Raw genomic sequence first — 25,357 nt, 5'->3', positions numbered from 1 at the left:
CAATGGCCGGTCCCGACAACCGGCCCAGGAGACCAAGTGCAGCAGGCATGCCGCCGCGAAGGCAACCCCACCCTCGTTCTTTATCGAAGGAATCCGCTCCCGACGGCTGGAATCCGACCTAAACGGAAACCGTCAGCGGTGGATCCATGGACCCCACCCTGACGAGCTCAGGCCGCTTGGGTGAGGAGGAAGCGGGCGAGCTGTTCTGCGACGTAGGTGGCCGAGTCGGCGACGCGGGCGGCGTAGCGCTCGTCGGCGTCGATGACCTCGACGATGGCGAGGCAGCGGCCCCACGACATCGCGGGCGCAGCGACCACGGTGCGCGGCGCGCCGACGTGGCGGAGGCGCTTCGGCGCGACGGCGGGGAGCTCGCCGTCGAACTTCATCGTGACGGACTTCTGGTTGCAGATGACGGCGGACGCGACGAGGTCGTCCTCGCTCGTCTCGGCGGAGCCGATGATGTCGAAGTCGCCGTCGCCGTGCGCGCCGATCGCGCGGAGCTCGCGGCTCGAGAGGTCGTGGCGGTGAATCACGACCGCGCGCGCCCCGAGCGCCTTCGCGAGCGTCTCGGCGCACATCTCGGCGGCCTCCCCCGTCGACTTCGCGAACGCGAGCCCGTACATCCCCTCGAACACGACGTCGGTCGGATCGGTGACGGAGAGGCGGAAGACGTTCGCGACCGGCGCGGGCGGCGGGATCGAGGGCATCGCCATCGGCGCAGCGCCGATCGGCGCGGGGATCGAGGCGGGCGGGAACGAAACGGGCGCGACCGACGCGGGCGGCGCGACCGACGCCTTCGGGGCGACGTGGCTCGGCGGCGGCGGCGGCGCGCTGCGGATCGAGGGCGGCGGCGGCGGCGCGGAGGACTTCTTGACGATCGGCGCGACGGCGATGCCGACGATGTCGTCGTCCTCGAGATCGAGCGTGGCCATCTTCTCGCGCGGCGGCGGCGGCGGCGCCGAGGCCTTCGCGATCGAGGGACGGGGAATCGAGGGACGGACGCTCGCGCTCATGCGAAGGAGTCCAGCAAGCCTCGTTCCGCTCCGGGCGGAACAGCAACCAACCAATCATTCCAGCTATTTGCAGCCCTTTTCCAGGCCGGCGCACATCGTTGTCCATGGATCTCGAGGCGGCTCCAGGACCCGTGCATTATCCACGGAATTGCTGGAAAATTCCGGGGCATGGACGTCGACTGGGAGTCGTGGAGCCCGCGGGACCGCGCGACGCTCCTCTTCATCGTGGAGGAGGAGGCTGGGCGGCTCCTCCTCATCGAGAAGAAGCGGGGGCTCGGCGCGGGGAAGATCAACGCGCCGGGCGGTCGCATCGAGCCGGACGAGTCCGCGTTCGACGCGGCGGTGCGGGAGCTCCGCGAGGAGGTCGGCGTCGGCGCGACCGGCGTGGTCGAGCACGGCGAGCTCTCGTTCCATTTCGTCGACGGCTACACGCTGCACTGCCACGTGTTCCGCGCCGACGCATGCGTGGGCGAGCCGATCGAGACCGACGAGGCCAAGCCGATCTGGACTCCTCTCGACGCGATCCCATGGCCACGCATGTGGGCCGACGACGCGATATGGCTCCCACGCCTCCTCCGCCGCGAACACTTCCAAGGCCGCTTCATCTTCGACGGCGACCGCATGCTCTCCCACGACGTCCGCGCGCGGTGACGACCGCGAAGATCACCGAAGCCGGGTCACCGACGAAAGGACGAGGATACGATCGTTGTTCGTATCGGCCACGAAGAGCCGCGACGTGAAGAGCGGCGTCCGCTCGACCGCGAGCCCAGCTGGTCCCACCGCGACAAGCCCGCTGTTGGAATTGAAGAGCGTGTGCGCCGTCGCGCCCATCGCCACCGTCGCGAGATCATACGCGACCACGCGGTTCGAGTCGCGGTCCGCGACGAAGAGGTTCGTCATGTCCGACGCGAGCGCGACAGGCCCGCTAAGACGCGACGAATCGTTGATATCCGCAGACGCCGTACGCGACCGTAGATCCGGTTGACCGAGCGCGAGCTCGGCCTCGGCGTCCTTCGTGATAGGCAAACGAAGCGCCAGAACGCGGTTGTTGCCGGTGTCGGAGACGTAGAGGCGATGGCCGTCGACGAGCAGTGCGCTCGGCAGGTTGAGCGTGTGACCGGACGCGGCCGCGCTACCGCGGTTCGACATGACCACCTCGAAGTCGGATTGTCCGAAAACGCGATCGGCAGGCTGTCCATTTTGCGTCGGGATCCGGTCCCATACCAGTACTCGATGGTTGCCGGTATCAGCGACGATGAGACGTTCGCCGTCGGAAACGGCGGCACTGGGCGCGGCGAGGGTCGATGCGGACGGTCTCCGTCCTCCGTTTCGTTCCGACGCCGTGAACGTCTGTTGTCCGAGGACGACCGCAGCCTCCGATCCATTGCGCGGAAAGATCAAGACGCGATGATTGCCCGTGTCAGCGACGATCACGCGTCCGTTGTCCACGAAGACACCACTCGGCGACGACAACGACGCCGCTGTCGCCTCCCCCCCGGCATTGGGGAGAGAGAGGTTCGCGTCAGGCTGGCCCAGGATCCGCGTCGGCGTCGCGCCGGCGACGAGCGGGATGGTATGAACGACGACTCGATTGCGGCTCGACTCTGCAACGAAGAGGTCATTGCCTTGGAGCCAGAGACCGCGCGGCCTCGTCGCCCCGCCGGCGGTCACCGCAGCAGACTGGTTGAAGCCCGACGACAAGAAGGAAGCCTGTCCGAGGACCTTCGTCGCGCTCATCTCGCTCGTCGAGATGCTGGCGTCGAAGCAGAGCACGCGATGGTTCGCGCTGTCGGCGACGAACAGGTCATTGTCGCGAACGAAGAGGCCTTCGGGAGCGGAGAGCGATCGCGGTCCAAGACCATTCTCGTTCGGAATCGCGGTCGTCGCTTCGCGCTGGCCGATCTGTCCAATGGGCTGGGCACCGGTCTCCGTGGAACGAAAGACATGGACACGGTTCGTCGTCGACTCACTGACGAACACGACGTCACCGCGGACGGCGACGGCCCTCGGCCGGACAACCGATGCTGCGCTCGTCGGAGAGACGAGCGCAGCGCCCGCGTTCACCGACGTCCTGCCGTAAACGTTGGGGTTCGAAATCGCCGAGCCGGTCGCCTGACCGATGAAGCTCGTCGCGGCCGTTGATGAGAGTGGCTCGTCCCAACGGACAATCCGGTTATTTTCCGTGTCGGCAATCCATAGAGCACCACGCGCGAGCGTAATGCCCGTCGGAAGGTTGAAGCCGTCCGGCCGCGGCGAGAACGGGTCGGTCCCGTGATTGGCCTTGCTCTCGGTGAAGGTCGGCTGTCCGATGACGACGTCGGCAGGGCGACCGTCGAACAGCCTCGAGGTGTCTCTCCACGCCAGTATGCGGTTGTTCACGCGGTCCGAAACGAAGAGGTTCGTCCCGTCCGTCGCGATGCCGGAGGGCGCGAAGAGTCCCCGCGCGTCCGCATCCGAATACCCATCTCCGTCCGCGTCGTCATTGCCATGATTGGGTCGATTGGATACAGCATCGGTTTGTCCAAGCACGACGTTCGCAGGGACGCCCGATCTCGTCGGGATTGGGGACCACATGAGGACGCGGTGGTTCTCGGTATCGGCGACGAACAACCTACGGTCGTCGAGCGCCACCGCCGTCGGCCCCGACAGGGTCGCGGCGCCAGGTTTGACCTGATCGACGTTCGGAATGAACGAGCGCGCGTCCGGCTGCCCGAGCACCACGGTGGCAGCTGCGTTCGAGATCGGCAGGCGCGCGTCGTAGAGGAGGACGCGGTTGTTGGCGCGGTCAGCAACCGCGACGACGGAACCATTCGCGGCGACATCGGCCGGACGAGCGAGCGCGGAGGCCGAGATACGGCGATAATCGGCAGCCGAATCCGAGACGGTGAATCCCGCTGTCCCGACGACGCGGGACGCCGGTGCAAAGTTGTATGTCGGAAGCGTGTCGTAGACGAGGACGCGACCGCGATCCGGAACGAGCAGACGTCCGTGCGCAAAGAGCAGCCTCCCCTCTTCGAAGGTGGACGCCGAGACGGGGTTCATCGCTGCACGTGTTGTGTCGGGCTGTCCGAGGACGAAGCGGATCGCGTCGTTCGCTCCGTCGCGATGGACTGCGATGCGCCGACCAAATGGATCGAGGTAGGCCACGGCGCTCGGCAGCCGCGCGACGCCGGAGGTATGAGGCAACACATCCGAATGGACACGCGTCGGACCGCCGGCCGGAATCGGCGGTGGAGACGGTGTCGTGTTGGTCGCGAGACTCTCGAACCATGATGGTCCCCCGAAGTAGCTCGCGACGTGTGCGCCGGGGCCGTCGAGAACCGCACTCCAAGGCTGGTAAAAAGTAGCGATATCACTGGAACCGAAAGATCCTTGCCCCAGCACGGAGGTCGCCGGCTCGCCAATGCTGGTGGGAAACCGCGACCATGCAAGAACACGATGGTTCAAGAGATCAGCGACGAGGAGACGCTCGCCATCCGAGTCGATTGCGCTGGGCCTCGACATCGTTGAAGCGGAGACGCCACCGGCGTTCGCGCCGTTCGCCACGAAGTCCTGCTGCCCCAACACGAGATCGGCCGTTGCAAAGTTACGGCTCGGGACCGAGCTCCAAACGAGCACTCGATTGCCTGCCGCAACGACGAGCTTCTTGCCGTCGGACCAGATTGCCGCGACCGTCCCACCGAGCTTCGAGGAAGAGGTACCTTCCGGAACGTGATCGATGTCGGGAGAACCTACGATGACGGATGGTCGTTCTCCCGGCTTCGGGATCCCATTCCAGATCAGGACGCGTGGTCCATTGCCGAGAAAGAAGCGGGTACCATCCCAGTAGGCGGCGAACGTGCTGTGCCGCGCGAAGTTGCGGAGGAGCGCGGGGGTATCGCCCGAAGAGAGCGGATCGTGCTCGAACGTACTCTCGAGCCGCCACGTCTCGGATGCCTGCGTGACCCCGTAGACCCCTGCGCCAGGAACGAGCGCCTGGACGCGTTCGCCGGTTGGAGTGGATGATTTCACGGCAGTGACGACATCGCCGTACTTGAAGAGGATCGTGTCCGGCGGGATCGGTCCGCCGAGACGCACGGTGAGGTCGAGCGGCGACGCCGGAGTGCCGCTCGTCGTGATCTCGCAAACGAAGGGCGCCGTGGTCTCACCTTCGAGCGCACTTGGCCGGACGTGCTCGACGAGCTCCACCTTCGCCTCGACGGGCAGCGCACCCGAAGGGATAACGAGCAGGCAGTGCTCGGTCGCGCATGGGTGCTGGGCCGGACACGACCCCTGCAGCCCCAGCTTCGGCTGCTCCTCATCCGGCAGCCGATCGTCGGGTATCCCTGTCTTCCCACCGCACGACGCGACGAGACCGATGAGCGCGACCCCTCCGAACTGCCAGCGCATCGATCGAGAAGAGTAGCCGAGACGCCGAAATGGTAGAGGCCATTCTGGGATAGCCGAACGGTCTGACACACAGAATGTGGCGTGTCGACGTTTCCGCACGACGTCCGCGCGCGGTGACGTCACGGCTCCGCGACGCCGGCGACGAGGGAGCCGAGGACGTTTTCGAGGGTGACGACGCCGAGCACGCGACGGGCCGGGGCCGCGCGGACGACGACCAGGTGCGCGCCGGAGACCTTCAAGCGGCGAAGGACCTCCTCCTGCGAGAGGTCGGCCGGGACCTCGAGGAGCGGCTTGGCCGCGCGCTCGAACGCCTCGTTCGAGCTCTCGAAACGGAAGAGGACGTCGAGCACGGACACGAGCGCGTAGGCGGAGTCGAGGCCGGTCCGGCACAGCGGCACGTGCGTGTGCATGTGCGCGCGCGCGACGGCGAGGTTCTCTTCGAACGTGCGCGAGAGCGAGACGTAGTCCACGTCCTCCGCCGGCGTCATGATCTCGCTCGCGTGCTTGTCGGCGAACTCGAAGGCGCGGAGGATGATCGACGCCTCGCCGCGCGTCAGGACGCCGTCCTCGTGCGAGTCCATCATCACGAGCTTCAGCTCATGCTCCGAGAGCGGCGACGGCGTTCGCTCGCGGTGGCCGAGCACGCGCTGCACCGCCCCGGCGACGGCGGTGAACGCGACCGAGAGCGGGCGAAGCACGCGGTGCAGGATCCGGAGCGGCGGCGCGAGCGCGATGAGATAACGATCGGCGTGCACGACGGCGAGGTTCTTCGGCACGATCTCGCCGAGCACCACGTGCACGAACGTGACGACGAGGAAGGCCGCGCCGCCGGCGAGGAGATGGGCGAGCGCGTCGTTCCCCTCCGGCAGCACCCCCGCGATGAGGCGCGAGAACGCGCTCTCGCCGAGCCACCCGACGCCGAGGCTCGTCGCCGTCACGCCGATCTGCGTCGTCGTCAGGTAGTCGGCCATCTTGTCGACGAGCTCGATCGCCTCCGTCGCGCGCGCGTGCCCGAGGCCGACCAGCTCCTCCAGCCGCGTCCGGCGCACGCGCACGATCGCGAACTCCGCCGCCACGAAGACGCCGTTGACGCCGACGAGCGCGAACGCGAGCGCGAGGGACAAGAGCGAGTCGCTCATGCTCCGCTCACGCGACCAGCTCGTGCGTCCGTGCGGCGGCGATCGCGCTCGACGGTGCCCTCGAGCTCGCGTGAATCGCGATCGAGACGGCGCGCGTCGTGCCGGGCCGCGAGAGATGCACGACCAGGATGCAGGACGGATCCATGCAGCGCCTTCGCTTGCAGTGCATGTGCCGCTGCGCTCACGCGACGGGTGCGCGCTCGATGCGCTCGCGGAGCTCGCGGACGACGTGCGCCCGCAGCGCCGGATCGTCGGTTCGAGCGCAGCGGAACCGCAGGTCCGTCCGCTGGAGCGCCCGCGCCAGCGCGCTCCCGTCGCCGAGCGGAAGCTCGCGCAGCTCGCGCAGGCGGGTCCGCAGCGACGCCGCCTCCTCGACGCGCAGGTCCTGCTCGGTGCGCGCGACGCCGCCGACGGAGAGGACGAGGACGCCGGCCTCCTCCGGCGCAGCGGCGACGTGGCTCGCGTCGAACGGCATCGTGTCCGTCCAGGCGACGCCGAGCTTCTCGTCGCGATGAGGGAACGTGGCCGGGAAACGCGGCGGCAGCCCCACCAGCGCGCGGAGGAGGTCGAGGCTCGTCACGAAGCCGGCGAGCCGCCCGTCGCTCCCCACCACGACGAGGTGATGCCGCCCGCTCTCGGCGAGGACCTGCGCCGCGTCCTCGACGAGCATGTTGGCGGACACCGCGAGCGCAGGGGCGCTCATCGGCGGCCGCGTGCGCGCGTCGCGGAGCAGGTCGCGGATGGAGGTGACGCCGATCGGGCGGCGATCGGCGTCGATCACGGGCGCGGCCGTGATCTCGAGCGCGAGGAGTCGCTCGAGCGCCTCGTCGGGACGAGCGCTCTCGGGGAACGCGACCAGCTCGGGGTTCATGATCTCGCGTAGGAACGTCGCCATGGCGCACCTCCCGAGAGAGCCAGAGCAACCAGCGCGCCAGCGCAATCCTTGCGAGTCGTCGCGCAAAGGTACGGAGCGTGCTCGACCGCGGACGTGGACCTCCTCCGAACGCCGCTCGTGCTCGCGCTCGCCGCCTGCATCGTGACGGAGCCGACGTCTCCCTCCGCCGGCGCGGCGGAGCTCCGAGCGCGCGCGCTGGAGGAGGCGCGCGTCGCGGCCGACGCCCGCGAGTGGAGCGCGACGCTCGAGCGATGGACCGACACACCGCCCGCCGCGACCGCGGCCGAGCCGCTCCCCGCGCCGACGGGAGGACTGGCGGAGGCCGCCGCGCTGCTCGCGTTCATCGACGCGCGGCGGTGCGAGCGCGCACGCGACATCGAGCGCGTCGCCGTCGCGCAAGAGCGCATCGAGCGCGCGCGCGCGGCCGCGCGCGACGCCGAGGTCTCGTTCACGCACGGCAGCGACGAGCTCTCGCCGCCGGCGCGCGTCGCGCTCCGCGAGCTCGCCGTCGTCGCGCGATCGCTGCCCGGCGCGCGGTTCCACGTCGCCGGGCACGCGACCGAGCGCGAGCCGGCGAGGAGGGTCCTCTCCGAGGCGCGCGCGCGCCGCGTCGTCGACTTCCTGGTCGGCGAAGGGATCGAGCGCGGACGCCTGTCGTTCGCCGGCTACGCCGACACGCAGCGCCGCTCCGGAGACGCGACCGATCGACGCGTCGAGCTGCGCCTCTTACCCCCGGAGCACGACGACTGATCGCCGGTGACTCAGGCCGCCAGCGGCGCGGACGAGGGCGACTGCTTCACGTCGGAGACGATGCGGCCGTCTTTCATCGTGACGACGCGCGACGCGTAACGAGCGACGTCGGGCTCGTGCGTCACGTAGAGGATCGTGAGGCCGGCGCGCCACAAGTCTTGGAACAGCGCCATGATCGCGGCGCTCGTCTTCGTGTCGAGGTTGCCGGTCGGCTCGTCGGCGAGGACCACGCGCGGCTCGTTCACGATCGCGCGCGCGATCGCGACGCGCTGCTGCTGTCCGCCGGAGAGCGCGCCGGGGACGTGCTGCATCCGATCGGCGAGCCCGACCCGCTCGAGCGCGACGCGCGCGCGCCGGGCGCGCTCCGCTCTTCCGACGCCGCCGTAGAGGAGCGGCAGCTCCACGTTCTCCTGCGCGGTGGTGCGCGGCAGCAGGTTGAAGCTCTGGAAGACGAAGCCGAGCAGCCGGTTGCGGACGTCCGCGAGCGCGTCGCGGCCGAGATCGGAGACGTCGCGACCGGCGAGCACGTACGTCCCTTCGTCGGGTCGATCGAGGCAGCCGAGGACGTTCAAGAGCGTCGACTTGCCGGAGCCGGACGCGCCCATGATCGCGACGAGCTCCCCTTCCTCCACCGCGAAGCTCACGCGATCGAGCGCGTGCAACGTCACGCCGCCGAGCGTGTAGCTCTTCACGAGATCGCGTGCGTCGATGATCGGCATCATGCTTCCTCCTCGCGCAGCTCCTGCGCCGCGGCGCGCGAGCTGCGCGTCGAAGACCCCAGCGGCAAGGCGCGTACCGGCGGGCCGCGCCTTGCATCGCGGTGGGCGTGAGCCTGGAGCAGGAGAAGGAACGATGGGCGCGCCGCGCGGTGACGGTGCCCGGCGTCGTCGCGCTCTGGCTCGTCATGCTGGCGACGCTGCCGGCGCTCTTCGCGGTGGCGCTCGTCGTCGACCTCGCGCGGCCGCGCTCGTTCGCGGCGGTCCGCGTCGTCGGGGCGCTCTTCGTCGTCGTCACGCTCCACGTCGTCGGGCTCGCGATCCTGCTCCGCGCGTGGGTCGGGGGCCTCCTCCGCGGACGCGCGTACGAGCGCCGGCTCGACGGCGCGGCGGAGCTCTGGTTCGCGGCGACGGTCTGGTCGTCGGCGATCCGCATCTTCGGGATGCGGGTCGAGGTGGAGGGCGCGGAGGTCCTCGACCGCCGCGGTCCCGCCGTCGTCATGACGCGCCACGCGAGCCTCCTCGACGTGCTCTTGCCGCTCGTGACGGTCTGCGCGCCCGCCGAGCTCGTGCCGCACATCGTGGCGAAGCGCGAGCTCCTCTGGGATCCGTGCGTCGATCTCGTCGGTCACCGCGTCGCCAGCGCGTTCGTGCATCGTGGCGGCCGCGATCGCGCCGGCGACCTCGCGCGCGTCGCGGCCGTCGCGCGCGCGTGCGGGCGCCACGACGCGCTCGTGCTCTTCCCGGAGGGGACCCGCTTCTCGGACGAGCGGCGCGCGAAGAGGCTCGCCGAGCTCGCCGCCGATCCGGCCGCCCACGAGCGCGCGCTCCGGCTCGAGCACGTCCTGCCGCCGCGCCTGGGCGGCCCGCTCGCGACGCTCGAGGCGGCGCCGCCGGCGGACGTGATCTTCTGCGCGCACACCGGCCTCGAGCGCGCGCGCACGCTCGGAGATCTCCTGAGCGGCGCGCTCGTCGGCGAGACGGTGCGCGTGCACCTCTGGCGCGTCCGCGCGCGCGACGTCCCCACGAGCCGCGAGGAGCGCATCGAGTGGCTCTGGCGCTGGTGGGAGCACGTCGATGCTTGGATCACACGTACAGGCGCGGCTCCTCCACCCTCTCGGTCAGCCCCGGGCGAAGCGTGAAGTGGTTGCACCCGCCGACGCCGACGACGCGGAGCTGGAACTTCTCGAGCGTCGGCTCTCCGCACGCGGCCTCCTCACCGTCGAGCGGCGCCCGCGCCGGGCTCGCGAAGAACTTGCAGTGCGCGCAGTGTCCCCAGGTCGATCTCTGCTGGTTCATGGCGTCCTCCAATGGTCGTAGGGTCCGACCTCCGACCTGCATCCGCGATGCCGCGCAGCGCGAGCGGCGCGCTCCGCGCGGTCGCGGACGCCGAGCAACATGCGGCGGACCTCCTCATGCGCGGTCGCGGTCGGCGTGGACGGTCAGGACTGGCACCGGCGAGAGGCGGACCACCTTCTCGGCGACGCTCCCCAGGAGCCACCGCGGCGCGCCGTGCCGTCCGTGCGTGCCCATCACGATCATGTCGACGTCGTGCTCCTTCGCTGTCTCGACGATGCGGTCCCACGCGACGCCCATCGAGAGGGCGATCTCGACGTTCGGAAGCCTTTCCTTCACGCGCGCGCGCGCCTGTTCGAGCTTCGACCTCGCCGCGGCCTCCATCGCGTCGAACGGAAAGACGATCCCCTCCGCATACGCGGGGAGCGGCATCGACCAGACGTGGAGCAGCGTGATCTTCGACTCGAGCTTCGGCGCGATCTCGGCGGCGAGCGCGCAGGCACGATCGGACGCGGGTCCGAAGTCGATCGGCACGAGGATGTGGCTCAGGCGCATCGCGGCATCTCCGTCGTGGTGGTGAGCATCGCCGCGAGCTCGAGGCAGCGACAGCCGAGCCGCGCCAGCTCTTCGACGACCTGCTCGCTCAGCGGCTCGGTCGTGCTGCTCTTCGTCGCGCGCTCGACCTCGTCGAGCAGCGTCCGCACGAACGCGATCTGGCTGCGCACCCCGGATACGCTGGTCGGCAACGGCAACGAGCTCATCGAAATCTCCTCTCTCCACCATGGCGACGCGCCCGGCGCGACGAGCCAAGCAAGGGAAGAGCCAACGGCCGCTCAGTGCGGCAGCGGCGGAGGCGGCGGCGTCGGAACGACGATCGGCAGCCGGAGCTCGAGCCACCGCTGCATGCCGCCCTCGAGCGCCGACACCTCGGTGAAGCCGGCGACCTCGAGCTCGAGAGCGCCGAGGCGCGAGCCTGCTTCGTCGTCGGCGACGACGACGATCGGCCGATGACGATGCTGCTCGAGCTCCGCGCGGCGCGCCACGAGCTGCGCGATCGGCAACGAGATCGCGCCCGGGATGCGGCCTCGCGAGCCGCGATAAGCAGCGGTCGGGCGGACGTCGACGACGACGATCGACCGCCCGCTCCGGACCTGATGGTGGAGGAGCTCCGGATCGACCGTACGGACGCGGTCGCGACCATTTCGTTCATGATGCACGTTCATCGAGCCTCCCTTTCGCGATCAGGCGCTCGCGAGCGCCGGTCCTCGTTTGGTCGCGCGGTGCGCCGTCAGGAGCACGCCGGCCGCGGTGAGGAAGATGAGCGCCTCGCCGGCGAGCGCCACCGCGCGGTGCGAGGGCGCCATGCCGAACACGACGTAGGCCGCTCGGACGGTGAACCACTCGTCGGCGCCCACCGCCCCCGCGCGCGCCCAGAGCGGACGCACGAGCGCGGTGAGGAAGCACTCGTCGAGGACCGCCATCGAGAGCCGATTCAGGACGATGAACGCGATCGCGTAGACCGCATAGCCGAGGCGGAGCCGCGGATAGCGGCGCACGAACAGGAGCGGCAACCCCACGATCCACAGCACCATCGCGAGGGCGTGGATGAGGTCGACCGCGACGGCGAGCACCGCGTACATGCCTTCGGCCTTTGCAAGACGTCGTCCAGGATTCATGTTGCGACCATGCTCGGACGCCTCCGTCGTTGCGCGCTCCTGGTCGCCCTCGCGACGGCTGTGGCCGCCGGCGGAAAGATCGCGACGCGCAGGTTCCTCTTCCCGGCGCAAGACCTGCGTCCGCTGCCGCGTCCGCGCGGGTTCGTCGAGCATCAGCTCGTCGCGTACGACGGCGTCGAGGTCCGCGCGCTGGAGCTCGCGGCCGACCTCGGCGCGCGCGTCGTCGTGCACTTCCACACGAACCGCGAGACGGCGGAGGGCCTCGCCGACCTCGCGCGCCGTCTCCACGCGGGCAACCTCGGCGTCGTCCTCGTCGAATACCGCGGCTACGGCCGCTCGCGCGGGACGCCGACCGAGAACGGCGTCTACGCCGACGCCGAGGCCGTGCTCGACATGCTGGCGGCGCGCGGGATCGGACGCGACCGTATCGTCCTCTCCGGCGCGTCGCTCGGCACCGGCGTCGCGGCGGAGATGGCGCGTCGCGGCCGCGGAGCGAAGCTCGTGCTCGTCACGCCGTACACGTCGATCCCGGCCGTGATCGAAGACGCGGCGCCGTTCGTGCCGGCGTCGCTGTTCGTCGAAGACCGCTTCGACACGCTCGCGAAGGCGCCGGCGATCGACGTCCCCACGCTCGTCGTCCACGGCGACGCCGACGAGATCGTCCCTTTCTGGATGGGCGAAGAGCTCGCGCACCGCATCCGTGGCGCGGTCCTGCGGCGCGTGCACGGCGGCCGCCACGGCGATCTCTTCGCGCGCGATCCTGCGCTCGTCGACGCGATCGCGGAGCACGCGCGTTCGTAGGTCGGGCCCCGGGATTGCACGCGGCGGGGCATGAACGACATCCGACCCGGCGACCAGCTCTTCGCCACCCTCCTCCAGGCGGTCGAGAGCACGACCGCGCCGATCGTCCTGGTGCGCGACGTCATGTGTCCCGCGCCTCAGGTCTGTCGTCCCGAAGACTCGCTCGAGCGCGCGGCTCAGCTGATGTGGGAGCACGCCTGCGGCTCGGTCGCGGTCGTCGACCACTGGGACGAGCCCGTCGCGATGCTGACCGATCGCGACGTCTGCATGGCGGCGTACACGCAGGGCCGCGCGCTCTTCGACCTCCGCGTCTCGTCCGCGATGTCGAAGCGCCTCTTCACCGCCGACGTGCGCGAGCCGCTCGCCGACGCGGAGCGGCGCATGCGCTGTCACGCCGTCGGTCGCCTCCCCGTCGTCGGAGCCGACGGACGGCTCGTGGGCCTCCTCTCGCTCTCGGACATCGCGCGGCGCGCGCACCTCGCCCAATCGCCGGGGCGCGATCCGCTCTCGGAGTCCTCCGTCGCCCACACCCTCGCCGCGACCGCGCACGCGCAGGTCTGAGTCACGTGTCCCGACGCGCTCCGGCCTCGGAGAGCGGACGGCGGCTTCCGGGCCGGCCGTCCGCGAGCGTGTGCCCCGAAGGTGGACGATGCGGCTCGGGCTCTCCATAGACGACCGGCTCGAGATGGCGCGCGAGCTCGGCGGGCAAGACACGAACGAGAAGGCGCCGCGCGTCCTCGTCGACGCTCTCGCCGAGCACCCGGAGGACCACCTGCGCGCGCTCGTCGACGTCGACGTCGGCCTCGCTCCGCTCGAGGAGCCGCGCGAGCTCCGGCGCGAGGCGACGCGCGAGGAACGCGGCCTCGTCGTCGGTGAGCAGCTGGCCGAGCATCGCGAGCGTCGTTCGGACGGCGAGCTCCGCCGCCGCGCGGCTCGGGACGCCGCGGCCGACGGTGAGCTCGACGAGCGCGTCGTACGTGATCGGGATCATGGCTGGGCTCATGAGCGTCGCTCCTGCAAGGTCGGCGCCCTCACGCACAACGTGCAGGCGCGAGAGGCGCCTCGTCGCGCGCGCGGCGTTGCTCTTCGGCGAGCTTCGCGAGGGCGGCGGCGAGCTCGACGCAGCGGCAGCCCAGGCGTCCCAGCTCCTCCGCGAGCTGGACGTCGACCGCGTCCGGGAGATCGCTCGGCGCGGTGCGGTCGACCTCTTCGAGGAGCGTCCGCACGACGCCGGCGTGCCGGTGGACGACGGACACGGGCCGCGTGCCGCTGGCACGACGGACGGAGAGCGACGGTTCGATCCGCTTGGGCGCGTTCATGAGGACCTCCTTCTTTGGCTCAGCAAGAGCGCGACCAACGCAATCGGGGCGTGCGCGCGCAAAGCTTGCGTCACGCGCCGGGCTCGTCGAGATCGTCGAAGTCGAGGACGTAGAGACCGTCGAGCTCCTCGTCCGCGCGATCGTCGCGCGCGTCCTCGGCGACGTGCTCGGCCGAGGTCGCCTCGGCGATGAACTCCTCCGCGAACGACTCGGCGTCGTCGTCGATGAGGCGCGTGTGCGAACGCGCGACGTCGGGAATGAACGCGTCGCCGCTGTCGATGTCGCGCGGCGGGGGCGGGCGCTTGCTCTTCGGTTTCGCCATCTCGGGGCTCCTTGCCCTCGATGACGAGCAATGTGCGTTCCAGCTCAGGGAGCGCAGCCGACGTCCTGCGTGAGGGCGAGATCGGTCGTGACGAGGGCGGGGCCGGTCGCGGCGACGGTGAAGGTCGCGGGCACGACGGCCGGCGCGAGGTCGGCCGCGGCGAGGCCCGGCGGCTCGGCGAGCGTGAGCGCGGGCTCGGACGCCCACGTGCACGCCGGCGCGAGGCCGAAGAGGCGGTTCGTGAGCGCGAGGCCGGACGCGGAGACCTCGCTTCCCTTCGGCGTCATCTGGAAGAACGTGCCGAAGCCGCGGTCCTTGCGCTCCCAGAGGACCTCGCGATCGAGCGCGATCGTCGCCTCCGCCGGAGCGCGCAGGAGGACACGGGCGAGCGGCTGTCCGTCGCTCGTCGCGAGGCGGGCGAGGAAGGCGCGGCCGCCCGCGCTCCCGCCGACGGCGAGCGTCTCGGGCAGGTCGAAGGCGTCGTCGGCGCCGGCGAGCGCGGTCGCGCGGAAGGTCGCGTTCCCGGTCGTCTCCGGCGTCGTGTACGTGCGCGCCCACGCGAGCGGGCCGTCGCCGAACGGCACGCGCGCCGCGAACGGCACGGTGGGCGCTCCGGCGGCGGGGCGCGTCTGGCCGGCCAGGACGACGTCGCCGCCGACGACGCGCGCGGAGAAGACGGAGACGTCTTGCGCCGCGCCGGTGATACGGCGCGACCGAACGTGGCCGCCGTTCCGATCGAACACCGCGACGATCGGCTCCGTCTTCCCTCCCTCGGCGACGAGGGTCGAGAAGCCGACGGCGACGAGCTCGTCACCGGCGACGCCGACCCAGCGGAACGAGTCGGTGCCGGGCGTCGACCACGTCCGCGCCCAGACGACGGCGCCGTCCGCGACCTTCGCGACGTACGCGTCGGTCCCGCTGACGCCGACGACGACCACGCCGTCGGCGACCGCGACCGAGCCGAGCGCGTCCTCGTTCGCGGTCGTCCCGAAGTGGCGGAGCGCGTTCACCGCGCCCGTCGCGACGTCGACCGACGCCCAGAGGACGTCGGTGTTGCGCGCCGCTCCGGTGAAGACCGTCCGCGTGATGCCGAAGCCGTGCATGGTGGCGCCGACGACGACGTGGGTGAGGAGCTGATCGTTGAAGTCGCCCCCGACGCGCTTCGCCCAGCGGACGCGTCCGGCGAGGTCGGAGCGGAAGGCGACCGCGTTCCGGTTGCCGGCGTCGTCCTCGAAGTTGTCGGCGCCGGCGACCACGACGTCGTCCTCGACGACGCCGGCCGAGAGCGCGCGGATCGCGTTCGCCTCCGCGAAAGAGAGGATGCTCGTCGGCTCCGCCGGCTGGGCGTCGCGCGCGTCCGGAGCGTCGCCGCCGTCGCCGGCGGGGGTGGACGAGCCGTCCGGCGCGCCTCCCTCGGGGCTCGCTCCGAGCGGCGGGGGCGCGTCGTCGTCGGCCGAGCACGCCTCGACGGCGCCGAAGAGGACGAGCGGCAAGAACGCGATACGCAAGGTCGATCGGGTCAAGGTCTCGCGAGGCTACCCCAAACCGGCGGGCCCCACTAATCGCATAAAGATAATCGCTTTTTGAATTTCCCATTTGGGATTACCGGCATGTTCGACAGAACCGCACGACCGCTTCGTGGTATGGATGGACGATGCAGGGGGCCGGCTTCGAGCGGGGGCAGCGCGAGATCCTCGAGCGGATCGCGTACGACGCGCCGGCCGGTGACGTCCTCGAGCAGATCGTGCGTCTCATCGAGCGACAGGGGGACGATCTGGTCTGCTCCGTCCTGCTCCTCGACGGCGAGCATGGCTGCGTGCGCCACGCGGCGTCGCCGAGCCTGCCGCCGGCGTACTCGGCGCGGCTCGACGGGCTCCCGATCGGGCCGGGGGAGGGCTCGTGCGGCGCGGCGGCGTACCTCGGCGCGCGCGTGATCGTGGACGACATCGCCGTCCACCCGAACTGGGAGCGCTACCGCGCGCTCGCGCTCCCGTTCGGGCTGCGCGCCTGCTGGTCGACGCCGATCTTCTCGCCGGAGCGCAAGGTGCTCGGCACGTTCGCCATCTACTACCGCGAGCCGCGGCGTCCGACGGAGATCGAGATGGAGTGGGTCGACGCGGCGACGCACCTCGCCGCGATCGCGATCCTGCGCGAGCGATCGGAGGACGAGCGGCGCCGGCTCGTCCGCGTCCTCGACGAGCGCGTGAAGGAGCTCACCCTCCTCCACCGCTGCTCGCGGTTGTTGCAAGACGCGCGCGAGGTGGACGTCGAGACGCTCCGCGCCGTCGTCGAGCTGCTCCCGCAGGCGTGGACGCGACCGGACACCTGCGCGGCGCGCGTCCGCTGGCTGGGGACGACGCTGGCGAGCGCCGGCTTCGCCGAGACGCCGTGGACGCTGGAGGCGCCGCTCGTCACGGGCTCGAGCAGGGGGACGATCGAGATCGCTTACCACGACGAGCACCCGTTCCTCGAAGAGGAGCGCGACCTCCTCACCTCCGTCGCCGGGATCGTCTCCGCCCACCTCGACCGCGCCCAGACGGAGGTCGACCTCCGGCAGAGCGAGGCGCGCCTGCGCAGCGTCGTCGAGCACACGCCCGACGTGGCGATCCAGTGGTACGACGCCGAAGGGCGCATCCTCTTCTGCAACCGCGCGTCGGATCGCCTCTTCGGATGGGCGCCCGGCGCGGCGATCGGCAAGACGCTCGTCGAGCTCGGGTTCTTCACCCCGGCGGAAGAGTCGGTCTTCGCCGAGTGCCGGCGCGCGGCGGCGCGGGGCGAGAAGGTCGAGCCGCGAGAGTTCCGCTACCGCCGCGTGGACGGGACGACGGGGTACCTGCTGTCGACCGTCTTCGAGATCCCGTTCACGAAGACCGAGCGCTGCTACGTCTGCATGGACATCGAGCTGACCGAGCACCGCCGGATGGAGGAGGCCGTCCACGCCGGCGAGGCCCTCCGCGCGCAGATCTACAGCCTCGTCGAGGACGCCATCTTCTACCTCGGCGTCGAAGAGGAGCGGCGCTTCCGGTTCTTGTCGGTGAACCCCGCGTTCCTCGCGATGACCGGGCTGAGCGAGCGCGACGTGATCGGCGAGACGATCGACGAGGTGATCCCGGAGCCGTCGCTGTCCTTCGTCCGCGAGAAATACGAGGAGGCGATCCGCACCGGGCGCGGCGTGACCTGGGACGAGATCACCCGCTACCCGTCCGGCGTGAAGCACGGCGAGGTGTCGGTGTCGCCCGTCGTCGACGCGCAAGGCCGCGCGACGCACCTCGTCGGCACGGTCCACGACGTCACCGCGCGCCGCGCGGCCGAGGAGGAGCGACGGCGCCTCGAGGGCCAGCTGCAGCAGGGCCAGCGCCTCCAGTCCCTCGGCACGCTCGCGGCCGGCATCGCGCACGACTTCAAGAACGTGCTCGCCGTCGTGAACGCCAACGCGGAGCTCGCGCTCCTCGACGTCGAGGACCCGACCGCGTGCCGCGAGAGCCTCCACGCGCTCCAGCGGGCGACGCGCCAGGCGACGGAGCTCGTGCGCCGGATCCTGACGTTCAGCCGCGAGCAGGCGCCGGATCGAGACGTGCTCGACCTCCGCGCGGTGGTCGACGAGGCCCTCGAGCTCGTGCGCGTGACGCTCCCCGCCGGCGTCGAGCTGAGGCGCCGCTACGAGCCGGCGCCTCACGTCGTCGCCGACGCGGTCCAGATCCATCAGGTGGTGATGAACCTCGCGACGAACGCCGCGCACGCGATGCAGGGCCGAAGCGGCGCGATCGAGGTCCAGCTCGGCCGGCGCCGCTTCGAGGCGGACGCGTCCATGCCGTCGCCCGATCTGCGCCCCGGAGACTACGTCTCGTTGAGCGTCCGCGACGACGGCTGCGGGATGGATGAGCCCACGACGAGGCGCGTCTTCGATCCGTTCTTCACGACGAAGCCGCACGGCGAAGGGACTGGCCTCGGCCTCTCGACCGTCCACGGCATCGTGAAGGCGCACGACGGCGCGATCGCGCTCGAGAGCACGCCCGACGTCGGGACGACGTTCACGCTCTTCTTCCCCGCCGCCGCGCCCGCTCCCGTCGTCGCGCCAGCCGCGCCGTCGCCCGGGGCCGCGCGCGTCCTCTACGTCGACGACGAGGACGCCCTCGTCTACCTCGCGAAGCGCGCGCTCGAGAGGCTCGGGCACACCGTGACGGGCCACACCGATCCGGTCCTCGCGCTGCGGGAGTTCCGGGCGCGTCCCGACGACTTCGACGTCCTGATCACGGACATCTCGATGCCGGGCCTCTCGGGGGCCGACCTCGCGGACGCCGTGCTGGAGATCCGCGACGACCTGCCGATCGTGATGGTCACCGGCTTCGTCCGGAACGAGGACTGGCTCGCGGCCGAGCGGCTCGGCATCCGCCACGTCCTCCCCAAGCCGATGACGGTCGAGGAGCTCGTACGCACGATCGGCCCGCTGCTCACGCGAGCACACATCGTCACCCCGGGCGGCGTCAGAGCATAACCCCCCCCGGTCGCCCTCTCGGGGGCCCGGGGCGGCGCAGCGCGCTCCGCGCGCGGAGAGGCCCCGGCGGGGAGAGCTCGAGAGGGGCTGGCCCCTCTCGAACAAGGGAGACTCAGTGAAAGGCGGGGGCCGTCTTGACGGGGGTGTTCGTGCGGTCGTGCTCGGCGATGAGCTGCTGGGCCTTGGGCACGCAGCGGACGCAAGCCGGGAAGTTCGAGCCGTGGTCGCACGTGAGCGCGGTCGCCGTCGCGGGCGCCTCGAACTCCTGCGGCTCGATGTGGCGGCCACACGCAATGCAATGAATGTGCTGGTGATCGTGGCCTCGAGGCTGCGGCCGCGACGGCTGCAACGCCTTCCGCTCCCGCTTCGTCAGCTTCGGCTTTCGCTTCATCTCGCGGGGGACTTTAGACGTCTCCCTGACGATCGTGGGAACTTTTCCGGGAGCACGACCGTCTGACCTCGCCGTGCGGATCTCCTCCCGTCTGAAGCATCGGCTCGGCGCCGCCGTCGCCAACACGCCGCTCGTCTTCATCGGCGCCGTCATCGCGATCGCCGTCGTCTTCCGGATCGGCATCGGCGCGGTGAAGCCGGCCGCCGCGGCGCCGGAAGAGGACGTCCCGCGCCCGAGCCACGTGGCGGTGAGCCCGACCCCGCCGGTGATGCCGGCCCCGACCGAGCCCGAGCGCGCCAAGCCCGCCGCCGCCGCGCCGCGCGAGCCCGATCCGACCGCGACCGCAGCGCGCCCTCACCTCCCGCGCCGAAAGCCCCGCACGCACGGCAAGCGCTGACATCGCATTTGACTGTGGGCCGGAGCGCTCGTAACCCCGAGGGGGCGAGCATGTGCCGGAACATCCGCGTCCTCCGTAACTTCCAGCCGCCGACGACCCCCGAGGAGATCCGCGCGGCCGCGCTCCAATACGTCCGCAAGGTGGCGGGCATCTCGAAGCTCGCGAAAGACGAGGCGGGCGAGGTCGAGCGCGCCGTCCTCGCCGTGACCGCGGCGACGACGCGGCTCCTCGAGCGCCTCCCCGAGCGCGGCAGCCCGCGCACGCGCGAGGGCGAGCGCGAGAAGGCCAAGGCGCGGTGGCAAACGCGCGAGTCGCGCATCCGCGCCCGCGGCAAGGAGCTCGCGACCGGATGATCTTCGGCCGCGTCGACGAGGTCGACGGCCACTACGTCGCGACGAAGTTCGTCGCGGCGCTGCTCCCCGTCGAATCATTGTATATTACATCCAATTCGGCGGCCCGCGCGAGCGTCACGAACCCGCTCGGTCCGATGAAGGTGAAGACCGACTGGCGCAGCGTCGGCCTCGGCTACGCGCGGACCTGGCTCCCTGCCCTCGGCCTCGCGCTCCCGCTCCTCACGCTCCTGTCCGGCGAGCTCGTCGCCGGCGCGTTCGTCTTCACGCTGCTCACCGCGGCCGGCGCCGCCGTCGCCTTCCGCGCGGGCAAGCTCGACGACAGGGAGAAGGGGCGCCTCCGCCTCCTCGGAACGGTGACGGGCCTCCGCATCGATCCGACGAAGCTCCTCGACACGACGCGCGCGGTGAAGCGCGACTCGCTCGGCGACCTCATGGACAAAGGCGGCATCCCGATGACGCCGGAGGGGATCCTCGAGGTCATCGACGACATCCCGCTCCCGGCGATGGCGCTGGTCTACGGCTACGCGTGCTACGCGAGCGACGAGCCGGAGTGGCGCCAGTGCGCGGAGCTCATCTACCAGCGCCACGAGCAGGCGGACCAGTAGCGCCTAGCGGCGCGGCGCGAGCTTCGGCGGGCGGGCGCCCTTCAGCGTCGCGCCCTTCACCGGGACGTACGGGAGCTCGGCGCCGGCGTCGACCGCGCGGAGGAGGAGGCCGCCGCGGCTCATGTCGCCGCGACCGACGAAGTCGCGCGGGAAGAGGAGCCGCTCGCCGAACACCTCGAGCAGCGGCGCGGTGTACTTCGCGTTCGCCACGCTCCCCAGCAAGACGACGCGATCGCCTCCGCCGATCGCGTCGCGCACCAGCGCCGCGTCGCGCTCGAGCGGGGCGCGGAAGCGGCGCTCGGCGTGATGGATGTCCGTCTCGGCGAAGGCCTCGAGGTGCTCGATCGTCACGCGCGTCTCGGCGGGGACGAGCCCGCGGTTCGCGGTGATCACGAGCGCGCCGCTCCCGATCCAGAGCGCGCCCTCCGGCGGCCGCGCGAAGCGCCGCGCGTACGCGAGCTTGCCGCGGAAGTAGAGCCCGGAGAGCATCTGGAAGACCTCCCCGATCGGGAGCCCCTCGCGCGTCCTCACTCCTTTTGCGATCTTCCCTCCCCGCCCGGACGGCTCGAAGATCGCGCGCGCGCGGACGCCGTCGAGCCGCGCCGGCGAGATGAGGAAGACGCTCAACGCCGGCGCTTGCGGCGCGCGGCGAGGAGCCCCGCGCCGAGGACGCCGGCGACGGCGGACAGGTTGCCGCTCGCGCGCGGAGCGACGGCGCAGCCCTCCTCCTCTTTTGGCTCGACGCAGAGCGCGGTGAAGCCGTGCCGAGGCTGCGGGTTGCACGCGTCGGCCGCGATCGCCTCGGTCGGGCTCACGCTCGGGCTGACGATGCGCGTCTTCGTGTCGGGGTAGATCGCGCAGAGGCCGTCGGCGTCGTCTTGCTGCAGCGTGCGGAGCGCGGTCGAGCCCGGCTTGTAGCTCGCGAACATCGTCGACCGCGGATCCGTCGCGTGCGCCAGGCCGTAGAAGTGCCCCGCCTCGTGCGTGACGACGCTCGCGAGGTCGAAGCCGTTCGCCGGGACGGCGTCCGTCGTCGAGAGGTTCCGCTGCGACGAGTTCAGCTCGAGGTCCGCGTCGAAGATCTCTCCCGTCTCCGCGTTGAACGTCACGGTGGTGAGGCCGAGCGTGCTGAACGCGTCGTTGTAGGGCCAGCGGTCGTCGCGGAAGACGATGAGGTTCTGGTTCGGGGAATCCGGGTTATAGCCGATCGTCGTGCAAGTCGCGTTACCGATGTTCGTGACCGCGATGCCGGGGCTGCCGCCGCCGGTGCAGGTCTGGTCGGGCCACGTCGCGAACGCCGCGTCGATGATGCGCTTCGCGTCGTCGGACGAGACGTTGCGGCTCCCCTCCTCCGCGATGCTGTAGCTGACGCAGGCGTTCTTCCAGAAGAGGAGGAGCCCCTCCGTGAAGCAGCCGCTGTTCTGAGGGTTGTAGTTCGCCGCCACGCCCACCGTCGTCGTGCGGCAATACGCGTGCGCCGTGCCGGAAGATGCAAGGACGAGCGCGGCACCGGCGGTGACCGCGGCGAAGAAGCGAAGCATCGACTTCAGCGTATCACATCAAACGCGGGCGAGACCGCGGCGCAAGGACACGGCGTCGCTCGAGAGCGCGAACGTCGCGAGATCCCGCGCGGTGTTGCGGCCGAAGACGACCTCGAGCGCGTCCGCCGACGTCGCGCGGAGCGCCTCGCCGAGCGGCGGATCGGTCGTCGCGAGCGCGTCGAGGCTCGCGCGGAGCGACCCCGAGAGCAGGAACGCCGCGCGCGTCTCGGCCGTGACGACCGACTCCGCGAAGACGTAGTCGTCGAACGGAGGCGCGGTCGACAGCATCGGCTCGAGCTCCTCCAGCGCGCGCCGCCGCTTGCGGTCGATCGCCTTCCCCGCGCGCTTCGTGAAGTCGTCGACGAACGGCTCGATCCGCTCCGGCGGGCGAGCGCTGACGTTCGGCGTGACGAGGCGCGAGGTGCCGACGAGGATCGCGGCGACCTCGTTCGCGGCGAGCGCGCCGAGCCACGGGACGCCGAGCGCGACGCGCGCGAGCGGCCGCGCGAGCGCGGCGACCGCCCACGCCTCCGAGGCGTTCGAGAGGCTCGAGGGCGCGATGACCCACGGCACGTCCTCGCACGCGACCGCGGGGACGACGAGGTGATCGGAGACGGCGAGCTCCACCTCCTCGAGGCCGAAGGCGCGGAGCATCCGGTCGAAGAGCACCCGGATCGGGTGCGGCGTCCGCGGCTTCACCCGCTCGCGCGTCGAGGACCCCTGCTCGGTGAGCCCGACGCGCGCCATCTTGCCGGCGAAGCCGCCCGCGATCGCGGCGACGTCCCAGATCGGATGGCGCCCGAACCCGTTCGGCACGAGCGAGGAGCGGAGGAACGCCGCCGACAGCCCCTCCGCCTCCGCGCGCGCCGCGCTCGCGACGTGCGCCTCGAGCTCGCCGTGCTCCTCCCCGCTGAGGTCCCCCGCGATCCCGCGGAGCTCGCGCGCCGACCAGCGCTCGGTGAGCCGCCCCGCGCTCGCGAGCGTCTGCTCGAGCGCCCGGACGAGGTCGAGCTCCACCGCGACGCGCCGCTGCGGCGAGGCGAGGATCGTCGTGATCGCGATCGCCGCCGCCGCCGGCTGCCCGCGCGCCGAGAGCGCGCGGGCGAGGTACACCCGCGCGTCGTCGCGCCCGGGATCGGCGCGCAGCGCCTCCTCGAACCGCTCGATCGCCTCGTCGAGGCGATCGAGGTCCAGCTCCACCACGCCGAGCCCGACGAGCCACGACGGATCGATCACGCGCGACGCCTCGTGCGCGCGCGCGACCGCCTTCGAGAGGACGCGCGCGAACGCCTCGTTGTCGCCGGCGACGGCGGTGCGCACGTGCTCGAACATCCACGGCTCCGGCGAGTGCGACGCCGCCTCGACGAGGGCGCCTTCGGCGCCCTCGTCGTCGCCGACCAGCCTCCGCGCGTCGGCGAGCTCGAGCAGCGCGCGCATCCGGTCGAGGGGAGGGATGTCACCGGAGACGAAGCGGCCGAGGAGCGTGGCGCGCTCCTCCGGCTCGACCCCCTCCCCGAGGTCGAGCAGGTTCCGGATCGTGCGCGTGTCGAACTCGTCGAGCGCGAGCGCGCGCCGGAGCTCGACCTCGGCCTGCTTGGGCTGGTTGAAGACGCGGCGGAAGATGCTCGCCCGCCCCGAAAGCGCAACCAATTTGTTGCCCTTCTCGTGAGAGGCCTCGACCGCCTGCGCGAGCGCGACGAGCGCCTTGTCCCAGGCGCGCTGGCCGATGAAGAGCTCCGAGAGCAAGAACAACGTCGGGACGTGGGTGGGGGAGACGAGGCGCAGGCGCTCCAGCGCGGCGATCGCGAGGACGGGATCGCGGAGGTCGTTCCGCGCGACGTCGGCGAGCTCGGAGGCGATCGGCACGATCGCCTCCGAGGAGCGGGCGCGATCGAGGGCGAGGTGGAGGACGCGCGCGAGATCGCCGAAGGCCTGCCGCGCGCGCTGGTGCGCCGCGAGGCGCGCCGCGATCTGCACGTTCTCCGGATCGGCGAGGAGCGCGTCCTCGAAGAGCTTCGCCGCGAGCTCCTGCTCGCCGCGCGCGGTCGCGAGGTCGCCCGCGTCGCGCAAGAGCTCCGCCTTCGTCTCCGGCTTCGTCACGATCGCGGCGAGCGCGCGCGACGCGACGATCGCGGCCTCGTCGTCCCCGAGCTCGGCCGCGATCTCGACGAGCAGGCACGCCGCGGTCAGGCTCGATGCGTCGACCGAGAGCGCCCGCTTGCAGTCCCCACCTGCCTCTGGCGTCGCGCCCGCGCGACGCCGGAGGCGCGCGAGGTCGAGGAGGAGCATGAGCCGCTCCGTCTCGTCGCTCGACGACTCGACGCGCCGGGTGAGCGCGACGACGCAGGCCTCGAGCGCTTCGGGATCGTGCGCGCGGACGCGATGGCGCGCGCGGCGCACGAGCGTGTCGAGCACCGCGACGTCGTGGCTCCCCATCGCGAGGAGGCGCATCCACGGCTCGTCGTCGTCGCTCTGCGGCAAGGTCCACGTGACGAGCGCGGCGAGCCCCTCGTACGCGCGCATCGCGATGAGCCCGTGCGGGTGCCCCGCCGCGGTGAGGACGAGCGCGTTCGCGAGCTGCGGGCCCGAGCCCGCGCGCCGCGCGATGCGCTCCGCGAGCCGGAGCGTCGCGATGTCACGCGCCCCCGAGGCGAGGAGCGGCTCGGCGGAGCCGAGCGGCGCGTCCGGCAGATCGAGCACGCGCATCGCGGCTTCGCGCGGCGACACGAGCGCGGCCGACGCGTCGCCGAGGCGCGCGCGCGCGCCGATCCGCCGGAGCCGCTCGTCGACGAGGGGCTCCACCGGCAGCGCCGCGCGCGCGTCTTCGTACGCGCGCACCGCCGCCTCGTCCGCGCCGCGCTGCTCCTCGAGCTCCGCCGCGCGGAGCAAGAGGCGCGCCTTCGCCGCGGCGACCGTCGTCCGCGCCGCCATGTCGTGGAGGTGCGCGCGGAGCCGGTCGTCGTCGCCGAGCGCCTCGAGCGCTTCGAGCGCGGCCGCGCGAACGGCGGCGTCGTCGGCCGCGTCCTTCGGGAGCCGCGCGAGCGCGTCGAGCGCGCGCGCGGGCGCGTGGAGGCGACCGAGCCAGATCGCGGCCTCTTCGAGCCCGAGCGCGATCTTCGTCGCGCGGTCCGAGGCCGCCGCCGCCCGCTCCGCGAGCACGTTCGCGGCGAGCTCCCACCGCGACGCGACGACGTGGAGCCGCGTCACGACCTCGGCCGCGCGGTCCGCGATCGCGCTCACGCCGCGGAGGTGCTCCGCC

At 71.5% G+C, this 25,357-nt stretch carries 27 protein-coding genes; 9 read left to right on the top strand and 18 right to left on the bottom strand.

Features of this window, described 5'->3' with window-relative positions; translation table 11 throughout:
- Positions 1 to 167: 167 nt before the first annotated feature.
- Positions 168 to 1,013, bottom strand: a complete 846-nt coding sequence (locus tag KF837_43180; protein MBX3234175.1) for a hypothetical protein — start codon at positions 1,011 to 1,013, stop codon at positions 168 to 170.
- A 168-nt stretch (positions 1,014 to 1,181) separates the two neighbouring features.
- Between KF837_43180 and KF837_43175 the strand changes: the two genes are divergently transcribed.
- Positions 1,182 to 1,664, top strand: coding sequence for an 8-oxo-dGTP diphosphatase (locus tag KF837_43175; protein MBX3234174.1), 483 nt, complete (start codon positions 1,182 to 1,184; stop codon positions 1,662 to 1,664).
- A 12-nt stretch (positions 1,665 to 1,676) separates the two neighbouring features.
- On the opposite strand, the gene KF837_43170 is transcribed toward KF837_43175, so the two are convergent.
- The 3 genes from KF837_43170 to KF837_43160 all read right to left on the bottom strand — a co-directional run bounded on the left by KF837_43170 (position 1,677) and on the right by KF837_43160 (position 7,436).
- Positions 1,677 to 5,402, bottom strand: a complete 3,726-nt coding sequence (locus KF837_43170) for a hypothetical protein (GenBank protein ID MBX3234173.1) — start codon at positions 5,400 to 5,402, stop codon at positions 1,677 to 1,679.
- Positions 5,403 to 5,521: 119 nt separating this feature from the next.
- On the bottom strand, positions 5,522 to 6,541 hold the full coding sequence (locus KF837_43165; protein ID MBX3234172.1) for an HlyC/CorC family transporter: 1,020 nt from the start codon (positions 6,539 to 6,541) through the stop codon (positions 5,522 to 5,524).
- Positions 6,542 to 6,722: 181 nt separating this feature from the next.
- Positions 6,723 to 7,436 (bottom strand): CBS domain-containing protein, encoded by a 714-nt coding sequence (locus KF837_43160; GenBank protein ID MBX3234171.1) that lies wholly within the window; start codon positions 7,434 to 7,436, stop codon positions 6,723 to 6,725.
- 93 nt (positions 7,437 to 7,529) lie between these two features.
- Between KF837_43160 and KF837_43155 the strand changes: the two genes are divergently transcribed.
- On the top strand, positions 7,530 to 8,186 hold the full coding sequence (locus tag KF837_43155) for an OmpA family protein (protein MBX3234170.1): 657 nt from the start codon (positions 7,530 to 7,532) through the stop codon (positions 8,184 to 8,186).
- A gap of 11 nt (positions 8,187 to 8,197) precedes the next feature.
- On the opposite strand, the gene KF837_43150 is transcribed toward KF837_43155, so the two are convergent.
- Complete coding sequence (locus KF837_43150; GenBank protein MBX3234169.1) at positions 8,198 to 8,905, bottom strand: ABC transporter ATP-binding protein; 708 nt, start codon at positions 8,903 to 8,905, stop codon at positions 8,198 to 8,200.
- Between the two features lie 107 nt (positions 8,906 to 9,012).
- Here KF837_43150 and KF837_43145 point away from each other — a divergent pair, with 107 nt between their 5' ends.
- Positions 9,013 to 10,044, top strand: coding sequence for a 1-acyl-sn-glycerol-3-phosphate acyltransferase (locus tag KF837_43145; GenBank protein MBX3234168.1), 1,032 nt, complete (start codon positions 9,013 to 9,015; stop codon positions 10,042 to 10,044).
- Here KF837_43145 and KF837_43140 read toward each other — a convergent pair.
- The 5 genes from KF837_43140 to KF837_43120 all read right to left on the bottom strand — a co-directional run bounded on the left by KF837_43140 (position 9,989) and on the right by KF837_43120 (position 11,874).
- Positions 9,989 to 10,201: a hypothetical protein gene (locus KF837_43140; GenBank protein ID MBX3234167.1), complete on the bottom strand. Its 213-nt coding sequence runs from the start codon at positions 10,199 to 10,201 to the stop codon at positions 9,989 to 9,991. The two genes, KF837_43145 and KF837_43140, sit on opposite strands and share 56 nt — an antisense overlap.
- Positions 10,202 to 10,315: 114 nt before the next feature.
- Positions 10,316 to 10,753: a universal stress protein gene (locus KF837_43135; GenBank protein MBX3234166.1), complete on the bottom strand. Its 438-nt coding sequence runs from the start codon at positions 10,751 to 10,753 to the stop codon at positions 10,316 to 10,318.
- The gene (locus KF837_43130; protein ID MBX3234165.1) at positions 10,744 to 10,959 is read right to left on the bottom strand and encodes a hypothetical protein; all 216 of its coding nucleotides are present in this window, start codon (positions 10,957 to 10,959) and stop codon (positions 10,744 to 10,746) included. The genes KF837_43135 and KF837_43130 overlap by 10 nt, the downstream gene beginning before the upstream one ends.
- A gap of 72 nt (positions 10,960 to 11,031) precedes the next feature.
- Positions 11,032 to 11,421 carry a rhodanese-like domain-containing protein gene (locus KF837_43125; GenBank protein ID MBX3234164.1) on the bottom strand — a complete coding sequence of 130 codons (390 nt, stop codon included), beginning with the start codon at positions 11,419 to 11,421 and terminating at the stop codon, positions 11,032 to 11,034.
- An 18-nt stretch (positions 11,422 to 11,439) separates the two neighbouring features.
- On the bottom strand, positions 11,440 to 11,874 hold the full coding sequence (locus KF837_43120; protein ID MBX3234163.1) for a hypothetical protein: 435 nt from the start codon (positions 11,872 to 11,874) through the stop codon (positions 11,440 to 11,442).
- Positions 11,875 to 11,883: 9 nt separating this feature from the next.
- Between KF837_43120 and KF837_43115 the strand changes: the two genes are divergently transcribed.
- Positions 11,884 to 12,675: an alpha/beta hydrolase gene (locus tag KF837_43115; GenBank protein ID MBX3234162.1), complete on the top strand. Its 792-nt coding sequence runs from the start codon at positions 11,884 to 11,886 to the stop codon at positions 12,673 to 12,675.
- A gap of 30 nt (positions 12,676 to 12,705) precedes the next feature.
- A complete protein-coding gene (locus KF837_43110; protein MBX3234161.1) occupies positions 12,706 to 13,236 on the top strand; it encodes a CBS domain-containing protein in 531 nt (176 codons plus the stop codon).
- Between the two features lies 1 nt (position 13,237).
- Here the strand turns inward: KF837_43110 and KF837_43105 are convergent, their stop codons facing one another.
- From KF837_43105 to KF837_43090, 4 genes are all read right to left on the bottom strand, one after another.
- Positions 13,238 to 13,678 (bottom strand): hypothetical protein, encoded by a 441-nt coding sequence (locus KF837_43105; GenBank protein ID MBX3234160.1) that lies wholly within the window; start codon positions 13,676 to 13,678, stop codon positions 13,238 to 13,240.
- A gap of 28 nt (positions 13,679 to 13,706) precedes the next feature.
- Positions 13,707 to 13,994 carry a hypothetical protein gene (locus KF837_43100; protein ID MBX3234159.1) on the bottom strand — a complete coding sequence of 96 codons (288 nt, stop codon included), beginning with the start codon at positions 13,992 to 13,994 and terminating at the stop codon, positions 13,707 to 13,709.
- Positions 13,995 to 14,064: 70 nt separating this feature from the next.
- The gene (locus KF837_43095; protein MBX3234158.1) at positions 14,065 to 14,316 is read right to left on the bottom strand and encodes a hypothetical protein; all 252 of its coding nucleotides are present in this window, start codon (positions 14,314 to 14,316) and stop codon (positions 14,065 to 14,067) included.
- A 44-nt stretch (positions 14,317 to 14,360) separates the two neighbouring features.
- Positions 14,361 to 15,839: a hypothetical protein gene (locus KF837_43090; GenBank protein ID MBX3234157.1), complete on the bottom strand. Its 1,479-nt coding sequence runs from the start codon at positions 15,837 to 15,839 to the stop codon at positions 14,361 to 14,363.
- Positions 15,840 to 15,970: 131 nt separating this feature from the next.
- On the opposite strand from KF837_43090, the gene KF837_43085 reads away from it, so the two are divergent.
- Positions 15,971 to 18,811, top strand: a complete 2,841-nt coding sequence (locus KF837_43085) for a PAS domain S-box protein (GenBank protein ID MBX3234156.1) — start codon at positions 15,971 to 15,973, stop codon at positions 18,809 to 18,811.
- Between the two features lie 112 nt (positions 18,812 to 18,923).
- Here KF837_43085 and KF837_43080 read toward each other — a convergent pair whose 3' ends face one another.
- Positions 18,924 to 19,202, bottom strand: a complete 279-nt coding sequence (locus KF837_43080; protein ID MBX3234155.1) for a hypothetical protein — start codon at positions 19,200 to 19,202, stop codon at positions 18,924 to 18,926.
- A 73-nt stretch (positions 19,203 to 19,275) separates the two neighbouring features.
- Between KF837_43080 and KF837_43075 the strand changes: the two genes are divergently transcribed.
- From KF837_43075 to KF837_43065, 3 genes are read left to right on the top strand one after another with little or no spacing between them, the layout of a single operon-like run.
- Positions 19,276 to 19,599, top strand: a complete 324-nt coding sequence (locus tag KF837_43075) for a hypothetical protein (GenBank protein ID MBX3234154.1) — start codon at positions 19,276 to 19,278, stop codon at positions 19,597 to 19,599.
- Positions 19,600 to 19,649: 50 nt separating this feature from the next.
- The gene (locus tag KF837_43070) at positions 19,650 to 19,952 is read left to right on the top strand and encodes a DUF2277 domain-containing protein (GenBank protein MBX3234153.1); all 303 of its coding nucleotides are present in this window, start codon (positions 19,650 to 19,652) and stop codon (positions 19,950 to 19,952) included.
- Complete coding sequence (locus KF837_43065) at positions 19,949 to 20,557, top strand: hypothetical protein (GenBank protein MBX3234152.1); 609 nt, start codon at positions 19,949 to 19,951, stop codon at positions 20,555 to 20,557. Before KF837_43070 ends, KF837_43065 begins: the two co-directional genes overlap by 4 nt.
- Positions 20,558 to 20,560: 3 nt before the next feature.
- On the opposite strand, the gene KF837_43060 is transcribed toward KF837_43065, so the two are convergent.
- The 3 genes from KF837_43060 to KF837_43050 form a co-directional block, all read right to left on the bottom strand.
- A complete protein-coding gene (locus KF837_43060; GenBank protein ID MBX3234151.1) occupies positions 20,561 to 21,130 on the bottom strand; it encodes a hypothetical protein in 570 nt (189 codons plus the stop codon).
- A gap of 50 nt (positions 21,131 to 21,180) precedes the next feature.
- The gene (locus KF837_43055) at positions 21,181 to 22,098 is read right to left on the bottom strand and encodes a matrixin family metalloprotease (protein MBX3234150.1); all 918 of its coding nucleotides are present in this window, start codon (positions 22,096 to 22,098) and stop codon (positions 21,181 to 21,183) included.
- An 18-nt stretch (positions 22,099 to 22,116) separates the two neighbouring features.
- A partial coding sequence (locus KF837_43050) for a tetratricopeptide repeat protein (GenBank protein ID MBX3234149.1) occupies positions 22,117 to 25,357 on the bottom strand: 3,241 nt, incomplete at its 5' end.

Origin of the sequence: Labilithrix sp. (genome assembly GCA_019637155.1) — a bacterium.
GTDB lineage: Bacteria > Myxococcota_A > Polyangia > Polyangiales > Polyangiaceae > Labilithrix.
The sequence above is the reverse complement of the archived record's forward strand: the minus strand, read 5'-3'. Positions and strand labels throughout refer to the sequence as shown.